The organism is Arthrobacter halodurans (assembly GCF_041877255.1).
Taxonomy (GTDB): Bacteria; Actinomycetota; Actinomycetes; order Actinomycetales; family Micrococcaceae; genus Arthrobacter_N; species Arthrobacter_N halodurans.
Window position 1 is genome coordinate 85593 of sequence record NZ_JBHDLJ010000002.1, and the last position, 25229, is coordinate 110821.

Annotated in this window: 25 protein-coding genes and 1 riboswitch; of the genes, 16 read left to right on the forward strand and 9 right to left on the reverse strand. The window is 71.0% G+C overall.

Translation table 11 applies throughout. From position 1 onward, the window contains the following. Positions 1–687 precede the first annotated feature (687 nt). From trxA to ACETWP_RS02770, 5 genes are all read right to left on the reverse strand, one after another. Entirely contained in the window at positions 688–1011 is a 324-nt protein-coding gene (trxA, locus tag ACETWP_RS02750; RefSeq protein ID WP_373970662.1) for a thioredoxin, read from the reverse strand. A gap of 24 nt (positions 1012–1035) precedes the next feature. Continuing rightward, entirely contained in the window at positions 1036–2016 is a 981-nt protein-coding gene (trxB, locus tag ACETWP_RS02755; protein WP_373970663.1) for a thioredoxin-disulfide reductase, read from the reverse strand. 110 nt (positions 2017–2126) lie between these two features. Further along, entirely contained in the window at positions 2127–4007 is a 1881-nt protein-coding gene (locus ACETWP_RS02760) for a hypothetical protein (protein WP_373970664.1), read from the reverse strand. A 97-nt stretch (positions 4008–4104) separates the two neighbouring features. Beyond that, the gene (murJ, locus tag ACETWP_RS02765; RefSeq protein WP_373970665.1) at positions 4105–5802 is read right to left on the reverse strand and encodes a murein biosynthesis integral membrane protein MurJ; all 1698 of its coding nucleotides are present in this window, start codon (positions 5800–5802) and stop codon (positions 4105–4107) included. After that, entirely contained in the window at positions 5792–6274 is a 483-nt protein-coding gene (locus ACETWP_RS02770) for an NUDIX hydrolase (protein WP_373970666.1), read from the reverse strand. Before ACETWP_RS02770 ends, murJ begins: the two co-directional genes overlap by 11 nt. A 163-nt stretch (positions 6275–6437) precedes the next feature. On the opposite strand from ACETWP_RS02770, the gene ACETWP_RS02775 reads away from it, so the two are divergent. The 3 genes from ACETWP_RS02775 (at position 6438) to ACETWP_RS02785 (ending at position 11065) form a co-directional block, all read left to right on the forward strand. Then, positions 6438–7886 carry a CCA tRNA nucleotidyltransferase gene (locus ACETWP_RS02775; RefSeq protein WP_373970667.1) on the forward strand — a complete coding sequence of 483 codons (1449 nt, stop codon included), beginning with the start codon at positions 6438–6440 and terminating at the stop codon, positions 7884–7886. Next, entirely contained in the window at positions 7883–8473 is a 591-nt protein-coding gene (locus ACETWP_RS02780; protein ID WP_373970668.1) for a histidine phosphatase family protein, read from the forward strand. Before ACETWP_RS02775 ends, ACETWP_RS02780 begins: the two co-directional genes overlap by 4 nt. A 930-nt stretch (positions 8474–9403) precedes the next feature. Beyond that, positions 9404–11065 carry a formate--tetrahydrofolate ligase gene (locus ACETWP_RS02785; protein WP_373970669.1) on the forward strand — a complete coding sequence of 554 codons (1662 nt, stop codon included), beginning with the start codon at positions 9404–9406 and terminating at the stop codon, positions 11063–11065. An 82-nt stretch (positions 11066–11147) separates the two neighbouring features. On the opposite strand, the gene ACETWP_RS02790 is transcribed toward ACETWP_RS02785, so the two are convergent. Next, positions 11148–12233, reverse strand: a complete 1086-nt coding sequence (locus ACETWP_RS02790) for an inositol-3-phosphate synthase (RefSeq protein ID WP_373970670.1) — start codon at positions 12231–12233, stop codon at positions 11148–11150. Positions 12234–12317: 84 nt separating this feature from the next. Next, the gene (locus ACETWP_RS02795; protein ID WP_373970671.1) at positions 12318–13295 is read right to left on the reverse strand and encodes a hypothetical protein; all 978 of its coding nucleotides are present in this window, start codon (positions 13293–13295) and stop codon (positions 12318–12320) included. 210 nt (positions 13296–13505) lie between these two features. Between ACETWP_RS02795 and ACETWP_RS02800 the strand changes: the two genes are divergently transcribed. The 13 genes from ACETWP_RS02800 to ACETWP_RS02860 all read left to right on the forward strand — a co-directional run bounded on the left by ACETWP_RS02800 (position 13506) and on the right by ACETWP_RS02860 (position 24314). After that, complete coding sequence (locus ACETWP_RS02800; protein ID WP_373970672.1) at positions 13506–15176, forward strand: glycosyltransferase family 87 protein; 1671 nt, start codon at positions 13506–13508, stop codon at positions 15174–15176. A gap of 80 nt (positions 15177–15256) precedes the next feature. Continuing rightward, on the forward strand, positions 15257–16207 hold the full coding sequence (locus ACETWP_RS02805) for an ABC transporter ATP-binding protein (protein WP_373970673.1): 951 nt from the start codon (positions 15257–15259) through the stop codon (positions 16205–16207). A gap of 2 nt (positions 16208–16209) precedes the next feature. Further along, a complete protein-coding gene (locus ACETWP_RS02810) occupies positions 16210–17082 on the forward strand; it encodes an ABC transporter permease (protein ID WP_373970674.1) in 873 nt (290 codons plus the stop codon). Between the two features lie 99 nt (positions 17083–17181). Beyond that, positions 17182–18504, forward strand: a complete 1323-nt coding sequence (locus tag ACETWP_RS02815) for a sensor histidine kinase (RefSeq protein WP_373970675.1) — start codon at positions 17182–17184, stop codon at positions 18502–18504. After that, the gene (locus ACETWP_RS02820) at positions 18488–19258 is read left to right on the forward strand and encodes a response regulator (RefSeq protein ID WP_373970676.1); all 771 of its coding nucleotides are present in this window, start codon (positions 18488–18490) and stop codon (positions 19256–19258) included. Before ACETWP_RS02815 ends, ACETWP_RS02820 begins: the two co-directional genes overlap by 17 nt. A 3-nt stretch (positions 19259–19261) precedes the next feature. After that, positions 19262–19489, forward strand: coding sequence for a Bax inhibitor 1 family protein (locus tag ACETWP_RS02825; protein ID WP_373970677.1), 228 nt, complete (start codon positions 19262–19264; stop codon positions 19487–19489). Next, the gene (locus ACETWP_RS02830) at positions 19473–20759 is read left to right on the forward strand and encodes a M18 family aminopeptidase (RefSeq protein ID WP_373970678.1); all 1287 of its coding nucleotides are present in this window, start codon (positions 19473–19475) and stop codon (positions 20757–20759) included. The genes ACETWP_RS02825 and ACETWP_RS02830 overlap by 17 nt, the downstream gene beginning before the upstream one ends. 89 nt (positions 20760–20848) lie before the next feature. Next, positions 20849–21439, forward strand: a complete 591-nt coding sequence (locus ACETWP_RS02835) for a GNAT family N-acetyltransferase (protein ID WP_373970679.1) — start codon at positions 20849–20851, stop codon at positions 21437–21439. 217 nt (positions 21440–21656) lie between these two features. Continuing rightward, positions 21657–21962 carry a 30S ribosomal protein S6 gene (gene rpsF / locus ACETWP_RS02840; protein ID WP_373970680.1) on the forward strand — a complete coding sequence of 102 codons (306 nt, stop codon included), beginning with the start codon at positions 21657–21659 and terminating at the stop codon, positions 21960–21962. Between the two features lie 40 nt (positions 21963–22002). Continuing rightward, positions 22003–22608, forward strand: a complete 606-nt coding sequence (locus ACETWP_RS02845; protein WP_373970681.1) for a single-stranded DNA-binding protein — start codon at positions 22003–22005, stop codon at positions 22606–22608. 63 nt (positions 22609–22671) lie between these two features. Then, positions 22672–22911, forward strand: coding sequence for a 30S ribosomal protein S18 (gene rpsR / locus ACETWP_RS02850; RefSeq protein WP_149956646.1), 240 nt, complete (start codon positions 22672–22674; stop codon positions 22909–22911). 15 nt (positions 22912–22926) lie between these two features. Continuing rightward, the gene (gene rplI, locus ACETWP_RS02855) at positions 22927–23382 is read left to right on the forward strand and encodes a 50S ribosomal protein L9 (protein WP_373970682.1); all 456 of its coding nucleotides are present in this window, start codon (positions 22927–22929) and stop codon (positions 23380–23382) included. Between the two features lie 250 nt (positions 23383–23632). Further along, a riboswitch (SAM riboswitch) is annotated at positions 23633–23747 on the forward strand. 60 nt (positions 23748–23807) lie between these two features. After that, positions 23808–24314 (forward strand): flavin reductase family protein, encoded by a 507-nt coding sequence (locus ACETWP_RS02860; RefSeq protein WP_373970683.1) that lies wholly within the window; start codon positions 23808–23810, stop codon positions 24312–24314. Positions 24315–24420: 106 nt separating this feature from the next. Here the strand turns inward: ACETWP_RS02860 and ACETWP_RS02865 are convergent, their stop codons facing one another. Together ACETWP_RS02865 and ACETWP_RS02870 are read right to left on the reverse strand one after the other, a co-directional pair. After that, positions 24421–24873 carry a hypothetical protein gene (locus ACETWP_RS02865; RefSeq protein ID WP_373970684.1) on the reverse strand — a complete coding sequence of 151 codons (453 nt, stop codon included), beginning with the start codon at positions 24871–24873 and terminating at the stop codon, positions 24421–24423. A 30-nt stretch (positions 24874–24903) separates the two neighbouring features. Further along, the gene (locus ACETWP_RS02870; RefSeq protein ID WP_373970685.1) at positions 24904–25161 is read right to left on the reverse strand and encodes a hypothetical protein; all 258 of its coding nucleotides are present in this window, start codon (positions 25159–25161) and stop codon (positions 24904–24906) included. Between the last annotated feature and the right edge of the window lie 68 nt (positions 25162–25229).

Consider the following 25229-nt stretch of genomic DNA (forward strand, 5'->3'; position numbering starts at 1 on the left):
GAGTGACGCAATCCCTGCCGGTGCGATGTCGAAGACTCCGCGAACGAAGTCCCCCATCCAGTCGGCATCGGATGCCGGCCCGTGGCCAGGACTCGATCAAACGGCCGGGACACGCCTTCCCAGTCGTCGTCGCAGTGGCGTCTCGTGCCGGACGGCCCAGCGTTCGACCGCAACTCGTGGTGGTCGGATGCTCCGGCGGCTGGTCACTATATGGGCCCGGCGCCTCACCCGACGTGGGCTTTCCGAAACGTGGCGTTGTCGCAGGGGTGCACGCCCGAGCCCTCTCCATCCGGCCGATCTTTCATCGACTGGTGGTTCGGCCGCCCGAGGCCCGGCCGCGCATCCGAGACGGCCAGGATCCATGAAGAGGTGGCGCTGGCGGCTCCAGGGAAGAGGCGCACTGCCGATTCCGTTGGCAAGTCGGATCATGTTTTGGAAGGCACACACTATAGGTTGTATAAAGCGGCATGTTGTTCTGGAGCCATTCTCAGTGCCACATCCATCCAAGAGATCCCCTGCTAGGGCGCCGGACTGCTGTGGGCGGGGGCGCGGCGTTCCGACGCGCGGGCGCGCATGTGGGATCGACACACGCCAGAGGGTCCGTTCAAGTGCGAACTTGAACGGACCCTCGTGACACTGGACCGGGCGGTCGATCCGCGTTCTACGGCCTCCCCGGTAGGCGTGTGGCTACAGGTATGCGGCGAACTCCTGCTCGATGACCTGCTTGGGCTTGGCCCCGATGGAGCTGGCCACGTGCTCGCCACCCTGGAAGACGTAGACGGCGGGGATGCTCGTGATGCCGTACTTCGCCGCGATGCCCGGGTTGTCGTCGACGTTGACCTTGACGACGTCGATCTTTTCGGAGTGCTCGGCGGCGATCTGGTCGAGGATCGGGGAGAGCTTGCGGCAGGGGCCGCACCATTCCGCCCAGAAATCGACGATCACGGGCTTGGCGGCGTCCAGGACTTCCGCCTGGAAGGTGGCGTCGGTGACGTCTTTGGCGTGGCTCATAGGGTTACCCTTTCTGGAGACAGGCTACCGGCTGACGCCGGCAGCCTCGTTGACTGTGGTGGGGATGCTGGAGAGGTAGTGTTCGACGTCGAGGGCGGCCACGCATCCGGACCCGGCCGCGGTCACGGCCTGCCGGTACGTCGGGTCGATCACGTCCCCGGCCGCGAAGACCCCGGGGAGGTTGGTTTTGGACGTCCGCCCCTGGACCGCGATGGTGCCCTCCGCGGCCAGGTCCAGCTGGTCCTTGACGAGTTCGGTGCGCGGGTCGTTGCCGATCGCGACGAACACCCCGGTCACCGGCAGCGTCGACGCGGTCCCGTCCAGGAGGTTGCGCAGCTTCAGGCCGGTGACCTTCGCGTCGCCCTCGAACCCCTCGACCGCCGTGTTCCACACGAATTCGATCTTCGGGTGGCCCAGCGCCCGGTCGGCCATGATCTTCGACGCGCGCAGGCTCTCCCGGCGGTGCACGACGGTGACCTTGGACGCGAACTTCGTCAGGAACAGCGCCTCCTCCATCGCGGAGTCCCCGCCGCCGACGACCGCGATCTCCTGGTCCCGGAAGAAGAACCCGTCGCAGGTCGCGCACCAGGACACCCCGTGCCCGGAGAGCCGCTTCTCGTCGGGCACGCCCAACTCGCGGTACGCGGACCCGGTGGACACGATCACCGCGCGGGCCCGGTGCACGTCCCCGTTGGCCAGGACGACGGTCTTCACGTCCCCGGCCAGGTCCACGGAGGCGACGTCCTCGAACAGGACCTCGGCGCCGAAGCGCTCGGCCTGGGCCTGCATGTTGTCCATCAGGTCCGGGCCCATGATCCCGTCGCGGAACCCGGGGAAGTTCTCCACGTCCGTGGTGTTCATCAGCTCCCCGCCGGCGGTCACGGACCCGGCGACGACCAGCGGGGACAGGTTCGCCCGCGCGGTGTACACGGCCGCGGTGTAGCCGGCCGGACCGGATCCGATGATGATGACGTCGCGGACGGCGTCGCTGGTTTCAGTGCCCACGCGCTGTGAACCTCCCTGTAGGACCGAAGGGCGGCATGGCCGTCCGGTGTGAATGATCGAGTCTGCCCAGCACAACGAAGCGCCGACGGGCCGTATTCCCGCTTCGGGGTCTAGGACACCTTGATTTCGGCCACCTGAAGGCCGTACGGGCGGGATTCGTTGGACGAGGATGCGAGACGCGGAAGTTCAGTCACGTTGATGAAGACGTACTGGGCCTTTGCGGGTCCGCCGTCGTCGCCGGAGACGGGCACGGTGACGGTCGGGCCGGTGAAGGAGCCGGAGGTTACCTCGGTGGCGGCGCCGAGGTCGTCGGTCTCCCCGACCCGGATCTGGAACGCGCCGCCGGTCCCGTTGAGGCCGGACAGCTCCACGGACGAGACGTCGGACTCCTCTTCGAGCTCCACCACCAGGACCATGTTGGCGGCGAACCCGCCGAACTGCGGCTGGGTGTACGAGTAGGAGCGGTACATGCTGCCCTGGTTGCCGTCGATGGCGCGCGAGAGGGTCGCGTCGGTTTCCGCGTTGAGTTCCTGGTTTCCGGGGACGAGGCGTGAGAGACCCGCGATCTGCGGTGCCACCGTCGGCGCGTCGGTCGGCTCGGCCTCACCGGTGGGTTCGGCGCCTCCGCCGCCGGACTCGGCCGGCGCGGACGACGGCGAGTCGCCGGCCACCGGATCCTCGCCCCGGGGGCCGAGGTTGTTGAACGCGAAGACGACGGCGAACACCAGCAACAGTGCCAGCACCCCTCCGACGATGAGACGGGTGGCCTTCCTGCCGCCGTCGGAGTCCTCGTCGTAGTCGTCCGCCGCATCGGGGTCTGCGTGCGGGGACGACTGCTGGTAGTTCCGGGCGCCCGCCGGGAAGACGGACGCCTTCCGTCCGGCGCCGGTCTCGGCGGAAGGGTGGCCGGATCCACCGCGGATGCTGCCGGCGCCGGCACCGGCGGATTCGGCGGGCGTGCCGGCCGCTCCCGCAGCCGCCCCGGCTGCTCCGGCCGCCGCGCCCGCGGCGGCCGCGGCGGCCGCGCCCGCTGCCGCGGAAAGGCCACGGTCCGCCGGTTCCGCCTGCTCCCGAGGGGCCGGGGACTCCCGGCCCTCCTGCGGCTCGGCATCGTCATACAGGGAGACCTTGTTCGAGGTGCGTCCGCGCGCGGGCTTCGCGGCCCCGCGCTCCTGGTCAGCGTCGCTGGCCCGGGGTGTAGCGGGCTTCACCGGGGGGAGCGACTGGGCCTGCGTGGCGGGTGGGCGCTGGATCTCGCCCGTGTCCTCGCCCGCCGGTTGCTGCGACGGCGAGGGCTGCCGGCGGGGTGGCCCGGCGGGTCGGGGCGGGAGGGCGGCCGGCGGCCCGTCAGAAGCCGCGGCGGGGCCGTGGGCTGGGGCGTCGGTGGCGTCGGTGAGGGAGGCGTCGTCGGTGGAGCCGGCGGCCGGGGCGGCACCCGGGTCTCCCGTGCCGTCGCCGTCCGTGTCGCGTCCCTTGTTGAAGCGTGCCTTGAGGCCCGAGAAGCGCTCCGAGAGGTTGATTTCCGGCAGCCGGTCCATGACGCCGGGGCGGTTGGCCTCCTGTGCGCGCTGCTCCTCGTAGTATTCGTCGTCGTCGTCGTAGACGTGGGGTTCCGTGGAGCGGCTCACCCCGAAGATCTCGGAGCCGAGGGTGTCCGTGTAGAAGGGTTCGACGAACGGTGCGTCGCGCTGGATCACGAGGTCCAGGAGGTCGGCCGGCTCCGCGGTGTTCGTGATGAGGTAGGTGCTGCCCTCGGAAATCCCCAGGTCGAGGACCTGCATGGCGCCGTAGCGCTCTCCCGTCGCGATCTCGCGCGCGCTGGTCGCGACCTGGCTGGCGTTGGCGCTCGATGCGACGAGGATGCTCACGGTGCGGTTGAGGACCTGGTCCGTGCCGTCCAGGACAACGTCGCCGTCAGCGGAAGCCAGGACCACCTCGGTGACCTTGTAGCGGCCTCCGAGAACTGCTCCGACGTCGATGGGCTGCGACACTATTCCCTCCCGGGATTGGGTTGCGGGTACGGGGCACCCTGGTGCATTGCTGTATCCATGCTACCGGTGACCGCGAAACGGCCGCGGAATCCCGGGGCTATCCGCGCCGCGACGGGCGGAGGTTGGGGATGCGGCGGGCCAGCGGACCGAGGAACTCGTCCAGCTCCGGCACGCGGGCCGCCCGCAAGAGGAGGAGGTAGACCACCAGCATGGCCGAGCCCACGACCGCGATGGTCAGGATGGCGTTCGGGATCCCGTCCCAGGCGAACCCCCGGTCGTAGCCGCCCATGAGCCACAGGACCCCGGCGCCGACGGCGCCGGAGAGGACTGAGAACCAGCCGATGCGGATATAGGTGTCGGCGACCCCCGCCGTGCCGTAGTCGCCGTAGCGGCGCACCACCAGGACGTGGGCCAGGACGGCGGAGAGGACGTTGGTCACCCCGTAGAGCAGCGCGATGCCGACCGCGATCCGGGTCGCCGGGACGAACGCGGCCATCGTGTAGGCGGCGGCCAGGCCGCCGACGGCGATGGTCGTCTGGATCAGCATGGGGGTTTTGGTGTCCTCCTCCGCGAAGAACACGCGTATCAGGAAGAAGTGGATGCTCTTGAAGGGCAGACCCAACGCCGTCAGGACCAGCAGCTGCGCGATGGCCGCGCCCGCGTCCGCGGCGCTGGGTCCCGTGCCGCCGAAGATCCGGCCCAGGGGGCCCGCCAGGACGATGAAGGCGACGGACGCGAACACCACGGGCACCGCCGTCGTGCGCAGTCCCTTGGCCACCAACGGGCCGACGGCGGCGCGGTCGCCATCGGCGAAGGCGCGCGAGAGCTCGTTGAACAGGACGGTCGCCAGGGCGAGGGCGAAGATGGAGTGGGGCAGCACCGTCACCAGCTGCGACGTGTTCAGCGCGTACTCGCCGGCCACCGAGGCGCCGCCGGATTCGAGGGCGTCGCGCGCCGCCGTGGCGCTGGACACCAGGCGCGCGTATGCCAGGGACGCGAGGTTGCCGACGGTCATGGAGGCCAGGGTCCACGCCGCGATCCTGCCCACGTGCCGCAGGCCCATGCCCCGCCAGCCGAACTTGGGCCGGATGCCCAGCCCCGTCCTCGCGAGCGGGATGAAGAGGACGATGGCTTGGAGCGCGATGCCGAGCGTCGCGCCGCCCGCCAGGAGCAGCGTCTGCTGCGGCGTCCAGGCCGCGAGCTGGTCCTGGCCGGCGTAGGGGCCGAAGAGCGCCAGGAAGACGCCGATCACCGCGATCTGGACGAGGTTGTTGACCACCGGCGCCCACATGTACGCGCCGAACCGCCCGTGGGCGTTGAGGACCTGCCCCACCACGGCGTAGACGCCGTAGAAGAAGACCTGAGGCAGGCTCCAGTACGCGAAGGACGTCCCCAGGGCGAGCATGGGAGCGGTCCAGTCCTTGGTGAGGACGGTGATGATCGGGCCGGCGAGGAGGGTCAGCAGCAGGGTAAAGCCGGCCATGACGACCACGGTCAGGGTGATGAGACGGCTGGTGTAGTCGGAGCCGCGGTCCGCGGCCTTGGACGCCTTGATCAGCTGCGGGACGAGCACGACGTTGAAGATGCCGCCGGCGAGGAGCATGAAGATGATCGTCGGAATGACGTTCGCCTTCTCGAAGATGTCCGCGACGGACGTGACCGAGCCGATGGCCACGGCGAGCAGCGCGGTGCGCACGAACCCCAGGAGGCGGGAGACCATCGTCCCCGACGCCATGAGGGCGTAGGCCTTGGAGTGGCCGCCAGCCGCGGGGGTCTTGGTGGAGCTAGTCGACATGCTGCGGCAGGACTTCGCGGGCCAGGTCCGCGATGCGGCGCTCATTCGGGAAGGACAGGCGCTTGCCGAGCTCCGCGATCGGGACCCACGCGACGTCCACGGCCTCGTGGTCCGGGTCGTTGTCGATGGTCAGTTCGCCGCCGGTGGCGCGCAACAGGAAGTGGTGGACGGTCTTGTGGACCCGGTAGCTGGAGACCGTGAACCAGTAGTCGATGCTGCCCAGTGGGGCCAGGACGCTCCCGGCGATGCCGGTCTCCTCCTCGACCTCGCGGACCGCGGCCTGCTCGTTGGTCTCCTGGCCCTCCGGGTGGCCCTTGGGCAGGCACCACTCCAGGCGACCCCCGCGGTTGTAGCGGGCGATGATGGCGACGGGGAGCCCGGGCCGCGACGTGTCCACGATAACGCCGCCGGAAGAGACCTCTTCAACGGTCGGCAGGGAGTGGTGGCCCGGCTGCGCCTGCGCGTGCGCCATTGACGCAGTCAACGGCGTGCGCTTCGGGGCGCTGGGAACTGGATGGGCCATACACTCCACTCTATCTATCTTTCAGCCACCCTTGCGCTGAACCCCGGGACGCACGCGCGTCCCCGGAACCGGGCATGGCGATTGCGCGAAAGTCTGGCAGGGTTAAAGGACTATGCAGCAGCTTCCCGCTCCGACTGCGCTCGCCGCGCTCCTTCCCCCTGTCGTCTTCGACCTGGCGGACCGCTTCGTGCAGGCCGGGCACGAGCTCTCCCTCGTCGGGGGACCGGTCCGAGACCTGTTCCTGGGGCGCGTTTCCCCCGATCTGGACTTCACCACCAGCGCCGATCCCGGGCAGACCCTCGCGGCGGTCGCCGGCTGGGCCGAAGCCACCTGGGAGGTGGGCCGGGCGTTCGGCACCATCGCCCTGCGCAAGGGCGACCACACCATCGAGGTCACGACCTACCGCGCCGACGCCTACGACCAGGATTCGCGCAAGCCCGCCGTGGCGTTCGGCTCGTCGCTGCGCGACGACCTGTTCCGGCGTGACTTCACCATGAACGCGATGGCGCTGCGCCTCCCCGCACTCGAGCTCGTCGACCCGTTCGGGGGGTTCGAGGACCTGCGCGACGGCGTCCTCCGCACGCCCGGGCTTCCCGCGACATCCTTCTCCGACGACCCGTTGCGCATGATGCGCGCCGCGCGCTTCGCGTCCCAGCTCGGGGTCGACGTCGCCGGGGATGTCCGTTCCGCCATGGGCGACATGGCCGATCGGATCCGCATCATCTCGGCCGAACGCGTCCGGGACGAGCTGGTGAAGCTGGTGTGCGGCGCGGACCCGAGGTCCGGCATCGACCTGCTCGTCGACTCGGGGCTGGCGGACCGGGTCCTGCCCGAGATCTCCGCGCTGCGGCTGGAGGTGGACGAGCACCACCGGCACAAGGACGTCTACCAGCACTCCCTGCAGGTGCTCGAGCAGGCAGTCACGCTGGAGACGGGTCCGGACGGGGAGGTCCCGGGACCCGACTTCGTGCTGCGTTTCGCCGCGCTGCTGCACGACGTCGGCAAGCCGGCGACGCGGCGGTTCGAGCCGTCCGGCGCGGTGACGTTCCGGCACCACGACGCGATCGGCGCGAAGCTCGTGAAGAAGCGGATGCGCGCCCTGCGCTTCGACAACGACACGATCAAGGCCGTGGCCCGGCTGGTGGAGCTGCACATGCGTTTCTACGGCTACGGCGACGCCGGCTGGTCCGACTCCGCGGTGCGCCGGTACGTGACCGACGCCGGTCCGCTGCTGCAGCGCCTCCACCGGCTGACCCGGTCCGACGTCACCACCCGCAACAAGCGCAAGGCGGACCGCCTCGCGTTCGCCTACGACGACCTGGAGCGCCGCATCGACGAGCTGGCCGAGCGCGAGGAGATGGACTCCATGCGCCCGGACCTGGACGGCGAGGCGATCATGGCGATCCTCGGCCTCGCGCCGGGGCCGATCGTGGGGCGCGCGTACCGGTTCCTGCTGGAGCTCCGGCTGGACCGCGGCCCGCTGGGCGCCGAGGCGGCGGAGGCGGAACTGCGCCGCTGGTGGGCCGAACAACCCGAATCCCGAGCGAAGGACACCCCGTGAACACGCTTCCCCGCCTCTGGCTCGTCCGGCACGGCGAGACCGAATGGTCCCGGATCGGCCGCTACACCGGACTCACCGACCTGCCGCTGACGCCCCAGGGCGAGGCGCAGGCCACCGAGGTCGGCCGCAAGCTCGCGTCCGTGCGCTCCGCCGGCGTGGACTTCGGGCTGGTGCTCACCAGCCCCATGCTCCGGGCCCGGCGCACCGCCGAGCTCGCCGGGTTCCGGGACGCGGAGGAGGTCCCGTGGGCGCACGAATGGGACTACGGGGACTACGAGGGCGTCAACTCCGCCGACGTCCGCGCCCGGCAGCCGGGCTACCTGATCTGGGACGACGGCGTGCCGGGCGGGGAGACGCTCGACCAGGTCGGCGCGCGGGCCGACAGCGTCATCGACCGGGTGCGCACCGAACTCACCCACGGCGGCGACGCGCTGCTGTTCTCCCACGGGCACTTCAGCCGCGTGCTCACCGCGCGCTGGCTGGATCTCGGACCGGATCAGGGGCGGCACTTCGTGCTCGGCACGTCCCAGCTGTGCCGCCTCGGCTGGGACAAGCGGACGCCCGCCGTCGAGGCCTGGGGCATCTGAGCGGGGCGGGACCGGACCGCCAGACCAGCCGGACGCGGCGTGTCGCCCGGGACACGCCGACGAGGGCCCGAAGATCCCGAAAAAGACGCCGCCACCTGTGGCGCGGCACGTTTTGCATGGGGTAGCTTTGGTCTTGTGATTGAGAACTCTCAATGAGACGACTTGGTCCACGGACACTGTTGGAGCCGGCACGCCGGCCTGTTCACCCGAAGGAGGTGGGAATCGTGATGAAGAACCCGGACTTCGCGGGGGTGCTCAAGACCCCCGCAGGCATCGGCCGCCGCGCCCGTGCCATCGCCCCCGCCTCCGGAACAGCGCCCCGCTAAGCGCCCCGACGTCGTCGCAGACGCTGCTCCCGAGGAACCCCACCGTAGAGGTTTCCAGCAGGAAGAGCAGCCATGTCCGTCAAGACCGGTTCCACGTCCCCGACCCCGGCGCGCGCCGCCGAGTTCATCTTCTCCGGACCCGAGGTCCTCAGTGCCCGCCCGGCGAACCGCACGGCTCCCGTGCAGCCCCTTTCCCTCCGCAGCTTGGGGGGGAGGTGACCCGCATGCAACGCAAGAACCGCGAGCCCCGGGGGCAGGAACGCCTGTCCACCCGGTACAACCCGCAACCGCGCAACCGCCACGAGGCCCAGCTCCCCGTGGAGGTGCTCTACCGCCTCCGGTAGGGGCACGCCGCCGGCACCGCCGGCCGAATCAGCGGCCCCACCACCAGGAGGATCGATGTTCCCGCCATCAGCACCGACCGCAAAGCCCGCCGGCTTCACCGGCGGGCTTTGCCGCTTAAAGGGCCCGGATCGTTGGGACGCCGCGGCGCGCGTGCTGGTAGCTTGGTCTCGACGGCGACCCGACCGGCCTCGCCGACCCCGACGCGGCCCACCAGCCGGGAAGGCCCTGTGATCAGATGACAACGACGTCAGCGACCGATATGAGCGACCTCGCCATTGCCGGACGGGCCACGATGCGGCCCATCGAAAGCATCGCGGCGTCGGCGAGGATCCCCGCCGAGGCCCTCGAGCTCTACGGTCGGCACAAGGCCAAGATCGACATCGCGAAGCTTCCCGCCGCCGACACCGCCCCCGGCAAGGTGGTGCTGGTCAGCGCCATGTCCCCGACGCCCGCGGGCGAGGGCAAGTCCACCGTGACGGTTGGGCTGGGAGACGCGCTGGCCCTCGCGGGTCGGCGGACCATCATCGCGCTGCGCGAGCCCTCGCTGGGCCCGATCTTCGGGATGAAGGGCGGCGCCACGGGCGGGGGGTTTTCGCAGGTGCTCCCCATGGAGGACATCAACACGCACTTCACGGGCGACTTCCACGCGATCACCAGCGCGAACAACCTGCTGATGGCCCTCGTGGACAACCACATCCACCAGGGCAACGCCCTGGGCATCGATCCGCGGAGGATCACCTTCAAGCGCGTGCTGGACATGAACGACCGGGCGCTGCGCGACATCGTCATCGGGCTGGGCGGCCCCACGGAGGGGGTGCCGCGGCAGGACGGGTTCGACATCACGGTGGCCTCCGAGGTCATGGCGGTGTTCTGCCTGGCCTCCGACCTGCCCGACCTCCGGGCCCGCCTGGGGCGCATGACGATCGGCTACGGCTACGACCGGCGTCCGATCACGGTCTCGGACCTGGGGGTGGAGGGCGCCATGGCGATGCTGCTCAAGGACGCCATCAAGCCCAACCTGGTGCAAACCATCGCCGGCACGCCGGCGCTCGTCCACGGCGGTCCGTTCGCCAACATCGCGCACGGCTGCAATTCGGCCATCGCGACCAACACCGCCCGCCGGCTCGCCGACGTCGTCGTGACGGAAGCGGGCTTCGGCGCGGACCTCGGCGCGGAGAAGTTCATGGACATCAAGGCGCGGTACGCCGGGTGCGAGCCCTCCGCCGTCGTACTGGTGGCCACCATCCGCGCGCTGAAGATGCACGGCGGCGTGCCCAAGGACCTGCTGGGCTCGCCCGATCCCCGCGCGGTCCGCGCCGGCCTCGTCAACCTCGAGCGGCACGTCCGCAACGTCGGGAAGTTCGGCCTGGCCCCCGTCGTGGCCATCAACCGCTTCCACACCGACACCGAGGAGGAGCTGCGGCTGGTCCTGGACTGGTGCGCGGAGAGGGGTGTGCAGGCCGCGGTCGCGGACGTCTGGGCGCGCGGCGGCGAGGGAGGCGCCGACCTCGCGGCGAAGGTCCTGGCGGCCCTCGACGAGCCGGCCGCGTTCCGCCACCTTTACGGCCTCGAGCTCACCGTCGAGGAGAAGATCGGCACGATCGTCCGCGAGATCTACGGCGGCGGCGCCGTGGAGTTCAGCGCCGCGGCCCGAAGGCGCCTTGCGGAGATCCGCGAGAACGGCTGGGACGGCCTGCCCGTGTGCATGGCCAAGACCCAGTACTCGTTCTCCGACGACGCGACGCTCCTCGGCGCCCCGGAGGGATTCACGCTCCACGTGCGCGACCTGCTGCCGAAGACCGGGGCCGGCTTCATCGTCGCCCTCACCGGCGCCGTGATGACGATGCCCGGGCTGCCGCGCGTCCCCGCCGCACTGCGGATGGACGTGGACGAGGACGGGCGGGCCGTCGGCCTGTTCTGAGCCTCGGCGCTTTCCCACGGCCGCGGGGCCGACGCGCGCGTCGGTCCCGCGGGACTGGCCGGGGCCGGCCCCGGGTGGTTTCCTAGCGCTCGATGTCGCCGCGGATGAACGCCTCGACGCGCTCCTTGGCGATGTCGTCGTTGTACTGCTCCGGCGGCGACTTCATGAAGTAGGAGGAGGCGGACAGGATCGGTCCGCCGATGCCCCGGTCCAGGGCGATCTTCGCGGCGCGCACCGCGTCGATGATCACGCCGGCGGAGTTCGGGGAGTCCCAGACCTCGAGCTTGTACTCCAGGGACACCGGGGCGTCGCCGAAGTTGCGGCCCTCGAGGCGCACGAACGCCCACTTGCGGTCGTCGAGCCACGCGACGTAGTCGGAGGGCCCGATGTGCACGTCGTCGGCGTGGAGCGTCGCCTCGACGTTGGAGGTGACGGCCTGCGTCTTGGAGATCTTCTTCGACTCGAGGCGGTCGCGCTCGAGCATGTTCTTGAAGTCCATGTTGCCGCCGACGTTCAGCTGGTAGGTGCGGTCCAGCGTGACGCCGCGGTCCTCGAAGAGCTTCGCCATCACGCGGTGGGTGATGGTGGCGCCGATCTGGCTCTTGATGTCGTCGCCGACGATCGGCACTCCGGCCGCGGTGAACTTGTCGGCCCACTCCTTGGTGCCCGCGATGAACACGGGGAGCGCGTTGACGAAGGCCACGCCGGCGTCGATGGCGCCTTGGGCGTAGAACTTTGCGGCCTCCTCCGAACCGACGGGGAGATAGCAGACCAGGACGTCGGCGCGGGCTTCCCTGAGCGCGGCCACGAAGTCCACCGGCTCGGCGTCGGACTCCTCGATGGTCTCGCGGTAGTACTTGCCGAGCCCGTCGAGCGTGTGGCCGCGCTGCACCACGACGCCGGAGTGGGGGACGTCGGCGATCTTGATGGTGTTGTTCTCGCTGGCGAGGATGGCCTCGGAGAGGTCCAGCCCGACCTTCTTCGCGTCCACGTCGAACGCCGCGACGAACTCGACGTCGTTGACGTGGTACTTGCCGAACTGCACGTGCATCAACCCGGGAATCGTCGCGTCCGGATCGGCGTCCTTGTAGTACTGCACGCCCTGAACTAGCGACGTGGCGCAGTTGCCCACGCCAACGATTGCGACCCGAATGGGGTTTCCCGACACCATGACTCCTCAGCAGAAAATTCGTTAAATTGCGGCACCCGGCCGCGACAAGCCTTAACGAGTCTAAGTGACGGTGCCGTCTCATTATTCCGCGGGGCGCGCGCGTGCGGAGCGGGCGCGCGCGGAGCGGGCCGGCGGCGCGTACCCCTCGCGGACGCCGGCCGCGGCCGTCCACCAGTTCCCCGGGATGTCCGTGCGCCGGACCTCGACGCCGTGCGGATCCAGCAGCAGCAGCAGCGCGGGCACCGCGGAGGACGGCAGCGCGTGGACGGTCTGCCCCCGGCGCAGGCCCCGGAGCCGCATCTCGGCCGGCACCGTGTAGCGGTGCACGGTGACGCGCGGCTGGCTCCCGAGCAGATCGAGGAACCGGCGGCCCTCGCGACGGTGCGCGAGGTAGCTCACCGGGCCGTCGTCGCTCAGCGAGACGATCCACGCCAGGTACGCGGCCTCGTCCAGGAGTCCGTCCGCGGCCAGCGCCGAACCGACGACGATCGTCGGGTCGTTGAAGGACTCCCGGACCGGCTGGGTGTCCAGCCATTCGAACCGGTGGTGCTCCAGGCGGCCGCCGAGCCCGCGGAAGCGCGAGGCGGTCTCCGGGGGAACCGGCAGCGCGGTGACCACCAGGAGCCTGCCGCGGTGGGCCAGGTGCCGCAGCCGGTACCAGCTCGCGAGCCCCAGGGCGGTGCGCGCGGCGCCGGCGGTCCGCGCCCGCACCAGCGCGGTGCGCCGGTGCGCGGTCAGCGCGCGCAGGAGGTCCAGTGCGGCCAGCCCGTCGTCGACCACGACCACCTCGCCGACGGACAGCGGCGCCACCAGCGCCCGTTGCACGACGCCGGAATAGGCGTCCCCCGTGACCCACCGGTCCGCGCGGGTCTGGCCGACGCGGGGCGCCCCGGAGCCGCGGTCCACGACAGTGACCCCCGGTGGCAGGTGGTCGACGAGCGCGCCGAGGGCCGACTCCATCCCCGCCGTGCCCCCGCGCGGGAAGATGACCGTGGCATCGCCGAGCAGCCCGGCCCCGTGCGCCTCGATCGCGCCGAGCAGCTGAAGGGGAGACTCCACCCACGCCTCGGCCGAACCGGACCGCGGCCGCGGGGTCTCCACTCCGCGCCCGGCCGCGTCCGTTTTCCGGCCGCGTCGGCGGTCGCTGGTTCCGCGGAGCTGGTTCACACCCCGAGGCTACGGCGGAGACGTGAATCCCCGGGGGCGCCGCGGTGAACGTCCGGTGAGGGGTCGGGCCAACGCGCCCGGCTGGCCAGTAGGCTGAAGCGCATGGTGCACGAATCCCCGGCGGGCGAACCGCCCGCGGTCCCGGATACCGTCGCGCCCGCCGCCGCGCCCGCCGTCGCGCCCGCCGCCGCGCCAGGCGGCCGCCGCGCGGACGGGCCGCGGGGACCCGCGCGCCGGCCGTTGCGCACCACCGTGCCGACCCGCAACGACCCGCTGTTGCGCCGGTTGACCGAATCCATCGGCGGCCCGCTGGGCCGCTTCGCGGACCCGGGCCGCGTGAGCCCGGGGTTCTGGAGCGTGGAGCGCGTCCTGGTCCTGCTCACCACGGTGGCGGCCGTGCTGTCCGTGCTCGCCAAGAACATGTGCCGCACGCAGGGCTGGGGCGGTTCGAATTCCTACCTCTGGGCCTGCTACTCCGACTGGCCGGCCCTGTTCTACGCCCGCGGCTTCGCCGAGGACGCGTTCGCCCCGTTCGCCGCCGGGGCGCAGTTCGAATACCCCGTGCTGATGTCCGTGGTGGCGAGCCTGACGGCCTTGATGGTGGTCCCGGGAGAGTACGACCGCGCCCTGGCGTTCTTCGACCTCAACGTCCTCTTCGTGGTGTTGCTGTGGCTCGCCACGGTCGTCGCGACCTCCCGCACGGCGGGACGGCGCCCCTGGGACGCCGCCATGGTCGCCGTGGCGCCGGGGATCATCCTGGCCTCCACCATCAACTGGGACATGTGGGCCGTGCTGCTGCTGGCCCTGGCGCTGCTGGCGTTCTCGCGCGACCAGCCGTTCCTGGCCGGCGTCCTGGTGGGGCTGGGCACCGCCATGAAGCTCTACCCGGTCCTCTTCTTCGGCGCCGTCCTGGTCCTGTCGCTGCGCACCGGCAGGGGCAGGCCGCTGCTGTTGACGGCGGCCGGCGCGGCGGCGTCCTGGTTGGCCGTCAACGTGCCGCTGATGCTGGTGAACTTCGACTCCTGGCTGTATTTCCTGCGCTTCACCCGGGACCGCGAGGCGGGGCTCTCCTCCGTCTGGCACGCCTGGAACGTCGCCGCGGAGGTCGTCCCCGGTGCGCCGACGCTGAGCGCGGAGACGATCAATTCGGCGGGCTTCTGGCTGTTCGCCGCGAGCTGCGCCGGGATCGCCGTGCTGGGGCTCTGCGCCCCGCGCCGTCCGCGGTTCGCCCAGCTGCTTTTCCTCATCGTCGCCAGCTTCGTGCTCTTCAACAAGGTCTACTCGCCGCAGTTCGTCGTGTGGCTGATCCCGCTGGCCGCGCTGGCGTGGCCCCGCTGGCGCGACTTCCTCGCGTGGCAGCTGCTGGAGGTCCTGCACTTTTGGGCCATCTGGATGTACCTGTACGCCTCGAACACGGACATCAAGGAGCAGAACACCTTCCCGGACGCCTTCTACGTCTATGCCGTGGCCGGGCATATGCTCGCGACGGCATACATCATGTTCCGGGTGGCGCGGAGCATCATGCGGCCTTCCGACGACCCGGTGCGCCGCGTCGGCCAAGATGATCCGCAGGCCGGCCCGTTCGCGGGCCTGCCCGACCGCTGGACCGCCGCGGCCCTGCTGGGCCGGATCCCTCCGGGCCGCGGCCGGGCCCGGACGGCCGTCCCGGCGGGCGGCCCGGAGGCCGGTCCGGAGACCGTTCCGCCCGGTCCCCGCCGCGAAGCCCGTCCCGTGCCCGCCGCGGCCGGCGACCCCGTAGGGGATCGCCCGTAGTCCGGAAGGAGTATCCGACCCCGGGAAGATCATCCGCAGGGGCGGCGACGCGCGGACCGATCGACCGTAGCGTTGGGTGCATGATCCAGGCATCCTCTTTGGCGAAGTCCTACGGCGCGAAGCGCGCCGTCGACGGCGTGAGCTTCACCGTTCAACCCGGCAAGGTGACGGGCTTCCTCGGCCCCAACGGCGCCGGCAAGTCCACCACCATGCGCATGATCATGGGGCTGGACCGTCCCACCTCGGGCGGCGTGACCGTCAACGGCAAGCCGTTCGCGGAGCACCGCGCCCCCCTCCACGAGGTCGGCGCGCTCCTCGAGGCCAAGGCCGTCCACAAGTCCCGGAGCGCGCGCAACCACCTGCGCGCGATCGGCGCGACCCACGGAGTCGGCCGCCCGCGCGTCGACGAGGTCATCGAGCTGACCGGTCTTGCGGGCGTGGCCGGCAAGCGGGTCGGCGGCTTCTCTCTGGGGATGGGCCAGCGGCTCGGCATCGCCGCGGCCCTGCTTGGCGACCCGCAGACCCTGATCCTCGACGAGCCGGTCAACGGGCTCGATCCCGAGGGCGTGCTGTGGGTCCGCAACCTGGCCCGCGGGCTGGCCGCGGAGGGCCGCACCGTCTTCCTCTCCTCCCACCTCATGAGCGAGATGGCAGTGACGGCGGACCACCTGATCGTCATCGGACGGGGAAGGATCGTCGCCGACGCCCCCATCTCCGAGATCCTCGGCGGGCAGGGACGCGTGCGCACGCGTGTGCGCACCGATCACCCCGCGGAACTGATGAACGCCCTCGCCGCGCCCGGGGTGGAAATCAGCGTCGTCGGCCCCGACACCCTCGAGGTGCTCGGCGCCCACCCGAAGGACATCGCGCGCAGGGCGCTCGAGCGCCAGGTTCTGGTCTACGAGCTGACCCCGCTGCAGGCCTCCCTAGAGGAGGCGTACATGGAACTGACCAAGGACGACGTCGAATACCACTCCGGCGGCCAGCAGCCGCCGGCCGCCGTGGGCGTCGACGCAGGAAAGCAGGCTTGAGCATGGCCACCACCACCCCCATCGCCGACGCCGCGGGAGCCCCCGCGCCCCGGCGGCGCGCCGAGAACGCCGGCGGCAACACCACCTTCGGCCGCGTGCTGCGCGCCGAGTTCACCAAGTTCACCACCGTGCCCTCCACGCTGGTGCTCATCCTGTGCACGGTCGCCGTCATGGTCGGCTTCGCGGCGCTCGGAGCGTGGGCGACGGGGTCACTCGTCGAGGCCGTCGCCAACGACCCGGAGATGGCCGGGGCGGGGCCGGACATGGAGGGGGCGGCCGACACCCTCGCGGCCAGCGGGGTCACCTTCGCCCAGCTCATCATCGGCTCGCTCGCCGTGCTGGTGATGAGCTCGGAGTACGCCACCGGGATGGCCCGGGCGACGTTCTCCGCGGTGCCCAGGCGCTACCCGGTGTTCCTGGCCAAGACCCTGCTCGTGGCCGTCGTCTCCTTCGTCGTCGCGGCGGCCTCGATCCTGCTGTCCTTCGCGGTCATCACGCCCATCACCGAGCACTACGGGATCGCGCAGGACTTCGCCGGAGAGGCGTTCCAGCGCACCCTCTGGGTGGCCAGCCTCTACATCATGGCCGTGGCGCTGATCGGCTTCGCCCTGGGATCCCTGCTGCGCAACTCGGCCGGGGGGATCGTGTCCCTCGCCGGGCTGATCTTCGTCCTCCCGATCGCGTCGGTTGTCATCCCCGGGGAGGTCGTCGCCAACGTGCGCAGGTTCCTGCCCTCCGAGGCCGTGAACAACCTGATGATCGTCCAGTCCGTCCCGGACGCCCTGGAGAAGTGGCAGTCCGCCCTCGTCCTGGGTGCGTGGGTCGTGGTCCCGCTCGTCATCGCGGGCATCGCGACGCAGCGCCGGGACGTCTAAGCCGCGTCGGGGGCGGCGGAACGAACGGCCGACGCCCCCGACGCCAGATCCGCCGCGCGGACTCCCGCCCGGCGAGCCACCGAAAGCTAAGCTCTAGCCATGACCGCAGCGCAGCCGATGGAAGGTTCGGGGACACCCGACGTCACCTTCGCCGAGCTCGCGGAGCGCCGCCGGGGACCGATCCGCCGCTTCGCGCGGGACCGGCCGGTGGCCGCCGACGTGGCGGTCTGCGCCGCGTACCTGCTGCTGTCCACGGGGGCGGTGCTCACGTCGATCGAGCACGGACACTGGGTCCCGGCGGCAGGCGTCGCCGTCGTCGCCGTGCTGCTCTTCTTCCGCCGCCGCCGGTCCCTGGCCGTGCTCGTGGCCGTGCTGTTCGTCGAGACCGGCATCCTCCTGGACGATCCCCTGTTCACGCTGAACAGCGTGGGGCTCTGGGTGGCGCTGTACACCTCGGCGACACAGTATTCCGCCCGGCGCATGTTCGCCATGGGCGGCCTCGCCAGCGCCGTCCAGATCCTGCTCCTGTTGTTCTGGGTGCTCCCGGCGACCGCCAGTCCGGACGCCGAGCACCGCGAGCTTTCCCGGGCCCTCGGCAACCCGTCGGACGTCATGCTGCTGCTGGCCGCCCTGCTGCTGGTCTTCGACATGGTCGCCGTGGGCATCGGCGCGGCCGTCCGCAACAACCGCCTGCACGACGCCGAACTGGCCAACTGGGGGCGTCGTGTCCAGGCACTTGCGCAGACCGCCGAGCGGAACCGGATCGCCCGCGAGATGCACGACGTCGTGGCGCATTCGCTGTCCGTCATGATCGCCTTGTCCGACGGCGCCGCCGTGGTGGTCCGGAGGGACCCCGACCGCGCCGCCGAGGTGCTGACGAAGCTCTCCGCGACGGGCCGCGGCGCCCTGGCCGACATGCGGCGCGTGATCGGCGTGCTCCGCGACGGTGGCAACGCGCCCCTGGAGCCGCAGCCCGCGTCATCGTCGCTGAACGCGATGCTGGAGGGCTTCCGCGTGGCGGGCGTCCCCCTGAGGTTCGAGCAGACGGGTCCGGCCCTGCCGGAGGACGCCGCATTCCAGCTCACCGTCTACCGGATCATCCAGGAGAGCCTGACGAACGTGCTGCGCTATGGCCGCGGGGTCACGCGCGTCGCCGTCGCGCTGTCGCGGGAGGACGACACCGTCCGCATCAAGGTCGCGGACAATGGCCAGCCGCCGCCGACGCCGCGCGAGACCATCGGCAGCGGCCAGGGCCTGAAGGGCATCGCCGAGCGGACCGCCATCTACGGCGGTTCGGTCTACGCGGGACCCGGCCCCCAGGGGGGCTGGGTGGTCCACGCGATCCTCGCCGTCCCGGACGGGGAGGCCGCGCACGGTTCCAGCAAGGGGGAGGAGACGGATGAACATGCAGACGCCCGCTGAACGGGGGCACGCGCGACCGCCGGCCGAACGGGATCCGGCGGCGCCGGTGACCGTCCTGCTCGTCGACGACCAGCCGCTGCTGCGGATGGGCTTCCGGCTGATCCTGGAGGGGGAGCCCGATCTCAGGATCGCCGGGGAGGCGTCCGACGGCGCCGAGGCCGTCGAACGGGCCGCGCAGCTGCGTCCCGACGTCGTGCTGATGGACGTGCGGATGCCCCGGATGGACGGCATCGAGGCGACCCGCAGGATCGCCGCGGCGAACCCGGACTCCCGCATCATCATCCTGACGACGTTCGACCTGGACGAGTACGCGTTCGCTGGGCTGCAGGCCGGGGCGTCCGCGTTCCTGCTCAAGGACGTGGCGCCGGAGGAGCTGGTCAACGCGGTCCGGCTGGTGGCCAGCGGGGACGCCGTCGTCGCGCCGCGGGTCACCCAGCGGCTGCTGGAAACCTACGTGCGCAACGGGGGCGCGTCCGCCGCCGCGACCGGTCCCGGGGCCCGCCCGGCCCCGGCGGCGCCGGAGCGCGACCCGCTGCTGGAGGACCTGACGCCGCGCGAGCTCGAGGTGCTGGGCACCATCTCCGAGGGCCTGTCGAACGCGGAGATCGCCCACCGCTTTTTCCTCTCCGAGGCGACCGTGAAGACGCACGTGCGGCGGATCCTCACCAAGCTGCACCTGCGGGACCGGGTCCAGGCGGTCGTGTACGCCTACGAGACCGGACTCGTGGTGCCCAGCCAGGGACTGGACTTCTAGCCCGTGAACATCGAGTCCCTGCGCAACCCGTGGTTCATGCTCGCCATGGTCCTGCTGGCCGGCGGTGCGTTCGTGGCGTCGGTGCTCGGCCGGCCGGTGCCGGGCTGGAGTAGCATCGTCGTGGGCCTGGCCGTCCTGGCCTTCGCCCGCCACCGGCAGGGGGCCCGGATCCCGCGCGGCGGCCCCCGGACCCGACCCGGACACCGAACGAAGGATGGACATGGCCACTAACGCCGCCCTCGACCACGTCGCCGACCTGGGCGCGTTCGTCGCGGCGTCCCCGTCCAGCTTCCACGCCGCCGCCGAGGCGGCGCGGCGGCTCGCGGCCGCCGGGTTCTCCCCGCTGGCCGAGCCCGACGCGTGGACCTCCGCGCCGGGGGCCTACTACGCCGTGCGCGACGGCGCCGTGATCGCCTGGGTCGTTCCCGAGGCCGCCGGTCCGACGACCGGATTCCACATCCTCGGCTCGCACACCGACTCGCCCACGTTCAAGCTCAAGCCCCGCCCCAGCACCGGCCGCGACGGCTGGCTGCAGGCCGGCGTCGAGGTCTACGGGGGACCCCTGCTGAACTCCTGGCTGGACCGCGAGCTGCTGCTCGCCGGGCGTCTCGTGACGCGCGACGGCGCGGAGCACCTGGTCCGCACGGCGCCCATGCTGCGCTTCCCGCAGTTGGCCATCCACCTCGACCGCGGCGTGAACGACGGGCTGGTCCTGGACAAGCAGCAGCACATGAACCCGGTCTGGGGGCTCGGGACCCCCGCGCAGTCGGACGTGCTGGCGGTGCTCGCGGCCTCGGCCGGCGTCGACGCGGCCGAGGTCGGGGGGTACGACGTCGTCCTCGCGGACGCGCAGCGGCCCGCGGTGTTCGGGGGCGACGGCGAGTTCTTCGCCTCCTCCCGACTGGACAACCTCTCCTCGGTGCACGCCTCGGTGGCCGCGCTGGCGGCGCACGCCTCCGGCGGCGCTGGCCGGAGGATCGCGGTCCTCGCCGCGTTCGACCACGAGGAAATCGGCTCCGCCACGCGCTCCGGAGCCAGCGGGCCGTTCCTGCAGGAGGTCCTGGAGCGCATCTCCGCGGGCCTCGGTGCCGGCCTGGAGGAGCGGGCCCGCGCCTATGCGGACTCGGTGTGCGTCTCGGCCGACGCCGGCCACGCCGTCCACCCGAACTACCCGGACCGCCACGACCCGGCCAACCGTCCGGCCCTCAACGGGGGGCCGCTGCTGAAGATCAACGCGAACCAGCGGTACGCCACCGACGCCGTCGGTGCGGCGCTCTGGGCGCGGGTCTGCGCCGATGCGGGCGTGCCGTACCAGGAGTTCGTGTCGAACAACGCGCTGCCGTGCGGGTCCACCATCGGACCGCTGACCGCGACGCGCCTCGGCATCCGCACCGTCGACGTGGGCATCGCCCTGTTGTCCATGCATTCGGCGCGCGAGATGTGCGGCGTCGAGGACCCGCTGCGCCTCGCGTTGGCGGCCGGGGCGTTCTTCCGCGCCTGACGCGGGCGGACCTAGAATGGCGGTGCCGGGGCGGGCGGCGCCCGGCGCCCGCCGTCCGGGCACGACGGCGGCGCGAGAGGCAGGCACGCATGGAACGGGACACGATCTTCTCCCACAAGCCGACCCTGCGCGGCGACGGCGTCGTCCTGAGGCCGTTCACGCCCGCCGACATCGAGGCGATGGGGCCGATCCTGGCGGATCCCGACGTGCTGCGCCTGACCGGCAGCGTCCACTCGACGCGGGAGCTCCGGGCGGCGGCGCCGGTGCTGGACGCGGCGACGCTGGATTGGTACCGGACGCGGGCCGAGCAGGCCGACCGGCTGGACCTCGCCGTGGTCGACGAGGCGACGGGCGGCTGCGTCGGGGAGATCGTCCTGAACGACTGGGAGCCCGCGAACCAGTCCTGCGGCTTGCGCATCCTCCTCGGACCCGCCGGGCGTGACCGGGGGCTGGGCACGGCCGCCGTCCGCCTGCTCGTGGAGTACGCGTTCACGCAGACCGACCTCTTCCGGATCGGGCTGGAGGTCTACAGCTTCAACCCCCGCGCCGTGCGTGTGTACGAGAAGGCCGGCTTCCTCGTCGAGGGTCGGCGCCTGGCGGCCCTCGTGTTCGACGGGGTGCGGGTCGACGCCATCACCATGTGCGCGCTGCTGCCGGAATGGATGGACGGGCCCGGCTGACCTTCCGTCCACAGGCTGCCGCCGCCGGGTCCCGTCCACCGGTCGGGGCGCCGGGGGCTGCCGGCCCGCGGGCCTGGTTAGTCTGTGCTGGGGACATCCCGTAGGATGGTTCAGGCTGTTTGTGTCGCGCCCGGAACCGGGTGCGGCCGCGGCCAACGCGAAGAACCTCCTGTTACGGAAAGACCGTGACCGTTTAGCCCAAAGGAGGTGGGTTCACATGCGTGCATACGAATTGATGGTACTGATCGACCCCGAGGTCGACGAGCGTACCGTGGAGCCGACTCTCGGCAAGTTCCTGGATGTGGTCCGCAACGATGGCGGGACCATCGACAACGTCGACATCTGGGGCCGCCGTCGTCTGGCCTACGAGATCAACAAGAAGACCGAGGCGATTTACGCGGTGGTCAACTACACCGCCACCCCGGCGACTTCCGCGGAACTTGACCGCCAGCTCTCTCTCAACGAGACGATCCTGCGCACCAAGATCACCCGTCCGGAAGAGCAGAAGGTCGTCGCAGAGTAGTCTGCGCTTTCCTCAGTAGAAACAGACAGAAGGAGGCACCATGGCAGGCGAGACCATCATCACGGTCATCGGTAATCTCACCGGCGACCCGGAACTCCGTTTCACCCCGTCCGGGGCGGCGGTGGCGAATTTCACCATCGCTTCCACCCCGCGGACCTTCGACCGCCAGAGCAACGAGTGGAAGGACGGCGAAACGCTGTTCCTCCGCGCGTCGGTGTGGCGCGAGGCTGCCGAGAATGTCGCCGAGACGCTGACCAAGGGCATGCGAGTCGTCGCCCAGGGCCGGCTGAAGTCCCGTTCCTACGAAACCAAGGAAGGCGAGAAGCGGACCGTTTCCGAGCTCGAGGTCGATGAAATCGGCCCGTCGCTGCGCTACGCCTCCGCCAAGGTCACCCGCACCCAGCGCTCCAGCGGTGGGGGCGGCGGCTTCGGCGGCGGCAACTCCGGCGGCTTCGGTGGCGGCAACGCCGGCAACTCCGGCGGTTTTGGCGGCGGCAACGCCGGCGGAAACCCCGGTGGCAACTCCGGCGGAAATTCGGGCGGCACTTGGAATGCGCCGGCCGAAGACCCGTGGGCATCGTCGTCCTCCTCCTCCGGCAGCGGCGGATGGGGCAACAACCCGGGTTCCGACGAACCGCCTTTCTAACACCCATATTCACCATCCCGCAGAACCTTTCTGCGGGCTCCACAAGATCAAAGGAGCTCCACGATGGCTAAGGCTGAACTCCGTAAGCCCAAACCAAAGTCCAACCCCCTGAAGGCCGCTGACGTTAAGGTCATCGACTACAAGGACGTAGCACTGCTGCGCAAGTTCATCTCCGACCGCGGAAAGATCCGTGCCCGTCGCGTGACCGGCGTCTCCGTCCAGGAGCAGCGCAAGATCGCCCAGGCCATCAAGAACGCGCGCGAAGTTGCCCTGCTGCCTTACTCCGGCGCTGGCCGCGGCTAAGGAAGGGATACCAACATGGCAAAGCTCATTCTGACGCACGAAGTCACCGGTCTCGGCACCGCTGGCGACATCATCGAGGTGAAGAACGGTTACGCACGTAACTACCTTCTGCCCCGCGGTTTCGCCATCACGTGGACCAAGGGCGGCGAGAAGCAGGTCGAGTCCATCAAGGCCGGCCGCGCGGCGCGCGCCGTCGCGACGCTGGAAGAGGCCCAGAAGCTGGCCGCCTCCCTCGCCGCGAAGCCCGTCAAGGTGACGGTCAAGGCCGGCGAGACCGGACGGCTGTTCGGCACCGTCAAGGCCGAGGACATCGCCAAGGCCGTCGAGGCCGCCGGCCTCGGCTCGATCGACAAGCGCAAGGTTGAAATGCCGGAGCACATCAAGTCGACCGGCAACTACCAGGCGACCGTGCGACTGCACGAGGACGTCTCCGCGACGCTCGACCTCCAGGTCGTCGCCGCAAAGAAGTAGTCCGTCCCGCCGGTGGCGCGCCGTTGCGCGCCCCGGCGGACACGACCGAGGGACCCCGCCACACGGCGGGGTCCCTCGGCGTTTGTGTGCCGGTGTGCCGGTGCGGAGGCCAGGAGCGAGGAGGGTTCGGAGGCGGAGGCCCACGCCGCGGCGGATGGGCCGCGGTCCCCGGCGGCCGGCTCCGTAGCCCGGAGAAACATTCCGCCGGGCCTTTGACCCGTGATGCGGCACGGGCCTAGCGTGGTAGGTGAATCAAGAGCGCCAACGTCAAGCCCTGGCTCGTTGGACGGCAACCCTCTCACGGTAGTGGGGTGCTCCAGGTGATGATTCGGCCGTCCGGACACCCCGTGCGGCAAGTACCGCACATTGGCGGGCGCCCCCACGGGTGGTCTTCCGCGGTGTGCGCAACGCCGAAGGATCCCGCCATGTCTCTCTCCGACGACCTGCACCCCGACTCGCTCCGCGGCGCCTTCGCGCGCTTCCCCTCGGGGGTGGCCGCCCTCTGCGCCCTGGTGGACGGCCAGCCGCAGGGCATCGTCGCCTCATCGTTCACCGTGGGCGTCTCGCTCGATCCGCCGCTCGTGATGTTTGCCGTGCAGAACTCTTCCCGCACCTGGCCGATCCTGCGCTCCGCACCGCGGATCGGTGTCTCCGTGCTGGGCGAGCGCCACGAGGGCGTCTGCCGGCAGATCGCGTCCCGCCAGGGGGATCGCTTCGCCGGGCTCCGGCTCGAGTCGACCGACCAGGACGCCCTGTTCCTGGACGAGGCAGCGCTCTGGCTCGAATGCAGCGTCGAGCAGGAGATCCCCGCCGGGGACCACCGCGTGGTGCTGCTGCGGGTCCACGGCCATGCGGCACACGCGGACGCGAACGAACCCCTCGTCTTCCACGGGTCCGCGTTCCGACGTCTCCGGGAGACCGCCCTGGTGTAGTCGCGGTCCGAGGCGCGTGGCACGGGTGCGGGCCGGTGGCGCGTGCCCCGAACCCAGCCGGGTCAGCGACATGCAGGGGCGAGTGGCCGAGTGGGTCGTCAGCCGCCTAGGACGCCTGGAGGGAGTCGACGAACTTCCGGGCCTCCGTCAGGGGGATACCGGTGTCGTGGTGGATCTTCTGGACCGCCTCCCGGGTTTTCCCGGCCTGCACGAGTGCCAGCACCTCGGCGTATTCCGGGTCGGTCGCTCCGAGTCTCGCAGCGGCCTGCCGTTCGGTGGCCGCCCGTCCCGCGGTCGACGAGGCGCCCTGGCCCGTGCGTCCGGTCGAGGCGCGCCGTGCCGCCGCCGTCCGTTGCGTTGTCGCGAGCCGGAGCTGCTCGGCGCGCTCGGTGTCCGCCGCCTGCTGCCGCGCCGCGGCCTCATTGAGCCGGGCGATGTACTGGTCGGCTTCGTTGAGCTGGTGGCGCGGTCGGGACCGGATCGCGGCGACCAGGAGCCAGGCGAGCGCCGCGAAGATCAGGCCGAGGACCAGCATCTCCTGAAGGGTGAGTCCGGGCATGGTGCATCTCCTGTGGCTGGGTGTGCGCGGCTAGTGGTCGTGGCTCGGTGAGCCGACCGGTGCAGGGAGGTCCGACATGACGTGCCGGTATCCGGTGTCGACGAGCTGGCGGAGGATCCCGGGATCGATGTCGGCCGGCCTGTTGACGGAGAGGCAGGCGGCGCCGGGCCCGTGCCGGCCAAGCCGGGCCCGCAGCGCGTGGGCGTCCGCGCGGCGCACCGGATGCCCCACACCGTCCACGCGATCCAAGGGGTCGACGGCGGCAGCCCGGGTCGTGGCTTCGCTCACGGGGAAGGCATCGCGCTGGTGGTCATGGGGACAGTATCGCAGTGCCGGGTGGGGTGGACAACCAAGAT

Bases quoted from the DNA above. Each gene is read 5' to 3' on its own strand.
- trxA (WP_373970662.1), bottom strand. From the start codon at position 1,011: ATGAGCCACGCCAAAGACGTCACCGACGCCACCTTCCAGGCGGAAGTC.
- murJ (WP_373970665.1), bottom strand. From the start codon at position 5,802: ATGTCGACTAGCTCCACCAAGACCCCCGCGGCTGGCGGCCACTCCAAG.
- ACETWP_RS02770 (WP_373970666.1), bottom strand. From the start codon at position 6,274: ATGGCGCACGCGCAGGCGCAGCCGGGCCACCACTCCCTGCCGACCGTT.
- ACETWP_RS02775 (WP_373970667.1), top strand. From the start codon at position 6,438: ATGCAGCAGCTTCCCGCTCCGACTGCGCTCGCCGCGCTCCTTCCCCCT.
- ACETWP_RS02785 (WP_373970669.1), top strand. From the start codon at position 9,404: ATGAGCGACCTCGCCATTGCCGGACGGGCCACGATGCGGCCCATCGAA.
- ACETWP_RS02800 (WP_373970672.1), top strand. From the start codon at position 13,506: ATGGTGCACGAATCCCCGGCGGGCGAACCGCCCGCGGTCCCGGATACC.
- ACETWP_RS02805 (WP_373970673.1), top strand. From the start codon at position 15,257: ATGATCCAGGCATCCTCTTTGGCGAAGTCCTACGGCGCGAAGCGCGCC.
- ACETWP_RS02810 (WP_373970674.1), top strand. From the start codon at position 16,210: ATGGCCACCACCACCCCCATCGCCGACGCCGCGGGAGCCCCCGCGCCC.
- ACETWP_RS02815 (WP_373970675.1), top strand. From the start codon at position 17,182: ATGACCGCAGCGCAGCCGATGGAAGGTTCGGGGACACCCGACGTCACC.
- ACETWP_RS02820 (WP_373970676.1), top strand. From the start codon at position 18,488: ATGCAGACGCCCGCTGAACGGGGGCACGCGCGACCGCCGGCCGAACGG.
- ACETWP_RS02830 (WP_373970678.1), top strand. From the start codon at position 19,473: ATGGACATGGCCACTAACGCCGCCCTCGACCACGTCGCCGACCTGGGC.
- ACETWP_RS02835 (WP_373970679.1), top strand. From the start codon at position 20,849: ATGGAACGGGACACGATCTTCTCCCACAAGCCGACCCTGCGCGGCGAC.
- rpsF (WP_373970680.1), top strand. From the start codon at position 21,657: ATGCGTGCATACGAATTGATGGTACTGATCGACCCCGAGGTCGACGAG.
- ACETWP_RS02845 (WP_373970681.1), top strand. From the start codon at position 22,003: ATGGCAGGCGAGACCATCATCACGGTCATCGGTAATCTCACCGGCGAC.
- rpsR (WP_149956646.1), top strand. From the start codon at position 22,672: ATGGCTAAGGCTGAACTCCGTAAGCCCAAACCAAAGTCCAACCCCCTG.
- rplI (WP_373970682.1), top strand. From the start codon at position 22,927: ATGGCAAAGCTCATTCTGACGCACGAAGTCACCGGTCTCGGCACCGCT.
- ACETWP_RS02860 (WP_373970683.1), top strand. From the start codon at position 23,808: ATGTCTCTCTCCGACGACCTGCACCCCGACTCGCTCCGCGGCGCCTTC.
- ACETWP_RS02865 (WP_373970684.1), bottom strand. From the start codon at position 24,873: ATGCCCGGACTCACCCTTCAGGAGATGCTGGTCCTCGGCCTGATCTTC.